This window comes from Saccharopolyspora sp. (assembly GCF_017434145.1).
Lineage (GTDB): Bacteria > Actinomycetota > Actinomycetes > Mycobacteriales > Pseudonocardiaceae > Saccharopolyspora_C > Saccharopolyspora_C galaxeae.
In genome coordinates, this window is sequence record NZ_JAFRFW010000411.1 from 1 (window position 1) to 3,235 (window position 3,235).

Consider the following 3,235-nt stretch of genomic DNA (forward strand, 5'->3'; position numbering starts at 1 on the left):
GGTGCCGCCGGGAGCTGCAACGCCGAACGGGTCGCCGCGGACAGCCCGTCGGCGGCATAAACCGCCGAGGCCCGGCGCACCGCGGGCATCGCCGCAGCCGGGAGCACGTCGCCGAGCCGGTCGTCGACGAGCACGACCGCCGAGCCGGTCGCGGTCCCATCCGACGTGCTGCTCGGTCCCTCGGAATGTTCGCCGGTCACCGGGTGCGCGGAAGACATGCGGCGATTGTCGCAAGCACGGGTTCGTGCCTTGCCGGAGCGCTTGATCCATGCCGTCGAGATTGCCCGCGGCGGCGGCCGGACCCCCGCCCGACACACCGGCGCGTCACCTCGTCCGGGTGATCTCGAAACCGGCGAATCCCGAGGGCGCCGCCTCGCACCATCAGGCCCGCCGCGGCTGGAAGGCGATACCGATCGTCTCCCCCGCGCTCGGCGCGGCCGAAAGCGCGATCTCGTCCCACACGCCGTATCGCGGGCTGAGCTGCACACCGATCCGCTGCGCGGTGACCCGCAGCAGTTGCGCGCCCACCGCCTGCATCTTCGCCTCGTCCGCACCGGCCCCGCTCGGCGCCGCCCGCTCCTCGGTGCTGCGCTGCTTGATCCGCACCACGGTCCACTGCCCGGACTGCGGCTGGAGCTCGAACGCCATCGTCGTACCCGGCAGCGCGCCGAACAGCGGCGTCGCGGCCGCCAACTCCGGCACCTCGGCCGAACGCAGGTGCTCACCGGTGGCCGCGCCAACGCCCGCTTGCCGGTCGGCGGCCACCACTGCCGCGGATTCCTGCTCGCCGCGGGACATCCGGCGCGCCTTGTCCTCGGCCTCGCGCCGATTGGTGGCGGAGGTGACGTCGTAGGTCACCCCGAGCCGATCGATGTACTTGCGGCCGAGCTCGCCGGTCAGCAGCCGCGAACGCATCGCGTCGCGGAAGTCGGCCGGGGTGTAGATCTGGCCCGCGCTGGCCTTCTCCGGCCCGCCCGCCGCGTTGATCAGCTCGGTGAGCTGCCGCTCGTCCACCCGCAATCCCTCGTCGCGGGTCGCCTGCTCCACCAGGCGCCTGCGGACCAGGTCGGTGGCCAGCCGCCGCCCGAACTCGCCGAGCTGGCCCTGCTGGTCCAGCTGCTGCTTGGCCGCGGGTTCCTTGTCCAGCACGGTGCGGAAGCGGCCCTGCACCTCGTTGACCGGTATCCGCGAGTCGCCGACGAAGGCCGCGGCACCGACGGACGCGGGTCCGTTTCCGCAGCCCGCGAGCAGGATCGCGGCCAGCACCAAGGAACCGAGCAGGCGGGAGCGGGTGATCGCGGAACGCACGGCGGCCACCTTCTCACGAGATCATCCCGGGGTGAAGGCGCACCACCTGGCACGACCCTCGATCGTCCGCTGTGGACGGTCAATGCACGCAGGGCACGCCGTCGGCGGTGATCGGTTTTTCCGGATCGGGAGACTGCGCCGGACGCGGCGCGGCCCGCTGCAACCCGTCGAGCCGCAGGCTCGGCGCACCGGCGAAGTTCTGCGCACCCGGCCCGTCGTAGTCGCTGCCCAGGTACACCTGCACCGAACCGGCGGAAACGGACCCGCTCTCGGCCACCGGCAGCCCCCCGAGCGCCGCCGCGACCTGCTCGCCCGAAGCGCTCTCACCGGGCGCGACCCGCACCACCGACGAGCTCATCGACTTCGCGTTGGCCGTCTCGCCCGAGACGAACCCTTGTCCCGCAAGGTTTTCCTGCACCGAGGCCGCGAGACCGGTGACGCCCGTCGTGTTGTAGACGTGCGCGGTGATCTCCGGCCGTGCGGTGCTCTCCGACGGTTGCGCGGCCTCGGACTGCTCGGCCTCGGACCGCTCGGCCTGCTGCCGGACGAGTCGTTCCTGCGGAGGCAGCAGCAGGTCCGCGACGAACTGCCGCACCTCGGACTCGTCGATGGTCACGTCCTCCTTCCCGGATTCACCGACGAGTTCCACCGGGATGGTCTGGAAATCGATGTCGCCACCGGCGATGCCGCGCATCTGCTGGGCGAAGCTGAGCACGTCCCAGCCCTTGTCCAGCACCACGGACTGCCGCACCGCCGAGACCAGCTCGGACAGCTTCGCCGGATTCGCCAGCGTCCCCGCGGACAGCACCTCCTGCGCCAGCCCGGACATGAACACCTGCTGCCTGCGCACCCGATCCAGGTCGTTGCGCGGAAGTCCGTACCGCTGCCGCACGAACGCGAGCGCGTCACCGCCGGAGACCCGCTGCGGACCCGCGTCGAAGTCCGCACCGGAATCGGGCTCATCGACCGGTTCCAGCAGGCACACCGGAACCCCGCCGACGGCCTTGGTGATGTCGTAGAAGCCGAGCAGGTTCACCTCGGCGTAGTGGTCGATGCTCACCCCGGAGAGGTCTTCCAGGGTCTTGATCAGGAACTTCTGGCCTTCGGCCTTGGACTGCAGTTCGAGCTGCTTCGGGTCGGTGACCCCGCTGGACTGGAGCCGGTGCTCGGCGGCGCCCTTGGCCCGGGCCATCGCGGAGTTGAGCTTGTTCTTCCCGAACCCGTTGCCCAACCGCACCAGCGGTGCGCGCGGGAACGACACGGCGCCGGCGCGCCCGCCACCGTGCGGGATCCGGAGCAGGATCATCGTGTCGGCGAGGTCGCCGCCCCCGTCATCGGTGGTCCGCAGCGTTTTCAGGACTTCGTCCGGCAGCGGGTTGCCATCGGCGTCGGTGCGGCTGTCGTTGCCGATCAGCAGGATGTCGGTGGCGCCGTCCGGCTCGCTGAAGCCGCCGATCACATCGCTACCCGCCAGCCCGCCGTTGAGGCCGCGCAGCGTCGCCCACGCGTAGCCGGTGGTGGCCAGCACCGCGACCGACAGCAGCGCGACCATCGTCCGCGCGAACACCCGGGCAGGTCTGCGCCGCCTCGGCGGCTCGGCCCAGGTGTCGCTGCGTGGCACTGGGCGGCGCACCGTGGTGGCTTCCCCAGGCCGCGAAGGTCCCGGGCGCGGGCTGGGACCCGGACGGGATCCGGGGTGCTGCGGTCCTCGCGAGCGACCTTCCACCGCTGGTCCTTTCGTCCACCGCACGGCGCGCGTCGGTCAGGATGTTCCTGCACATTGACAGACGCCGGACGGCGCACGAGGTTGCCTCGCGGCGATTTTCCCGTTCTCCGAGGGAAAAAATACGGCAGAGTGAACGCGGGCGTCGCAACGAGCTCGGCGGAACGGTCGATCGCCGAGCAGCGCGAACGGCGGATCAGCCCA

2 protein-coding genes and 1 pseudogene are annotated in these 3,235 nt (G+C 71.4%); all 3 read right to left on the bottom strand.

Going from position 1 to position 3,235, the window contains the following annotated elements:
* Positions 1 to 218, bottom strand: a pseudogene (locus tag IJH84_RS11205) (hypothetical protein); the annotation flags it as partial.
* Positions 219 to 381: 163 nt separating this feature from the next.
* Positions 382 to 1,308 (bottom strand): SurA N-terminal domain-containing protein, encoded by a 927-nt coding sequence (locus IJH84_RS11210; RefSeq protein WP_295143670.1) that lies wholly within the window; start codon positions 1,306 to 1,308, stop codon positions 382 to 384.
* 79 nt (positions 1,309 to 1,387) lie between these two features.
* Complete coding sequence (locus IJH84_RS11215; protein ID WP_295143673.1) at positions 1,388 to 2,929, bottom strand: LCP family protein; 1,542 nt, start codon at positions 2,927 to 2,929, stop codon at positions 1,388 to 1,390.
* Between the last annotated feature and the right edge of the window lie 306 nt (positions 2,930 to 3,235).